The organism is Nonomuraea corallina (genome assembly GCF_027620315.1).
Classification (GTDB): Bacteria; Actinomycetota; Actinomycetes; order Streptosporangiales; family Streptosporangiaceae; genus Nonomuraea; species Nonomuraea corallina.
This window is the reverse complement of sequence record NZ_JAPNNL010000370.1, coordinates 1-208: the sequence shown is the minus strand read 5'-3', so window position 1 is coordinate 208 and position 208 is coordinate 1. Positions and strand designations below refer to the sequence as shown.

Here is a 208-nt window from a genome sequence, read left to right as displayed (position 1 = left end):
CCGCCGGACTTGCGATGGCGTTCAAGCTGATCGAGTCCGCCCAGGCCCGCTGGCGCGCGGTCAACGCACCCCACCTCGTCGCCCTGGTCCGCGCCGGCGCGACATTCCTCGGCGGCAAACTCGTCGAACGCCCCGAAGAGACACCGGCTACCGAGGAGACTACGGCCGCCGCCTAAAGATCTTGATCCACAGGTATTGACGATTGCTC

At 66.3% G+C, this 208-nt stretch carries 1 pseudogene; it reads left to right on the top strand.

Annotated features, from left to right (window positions below):
* Positions 1 to 176, top strand: a pseudogene (locus tag OUY22_RS36735) (IS256 family transposase); the annotation flags it as partial.
* Between the last annotated feature and the right edge of the window lie 32 nt (positions 177 to 208).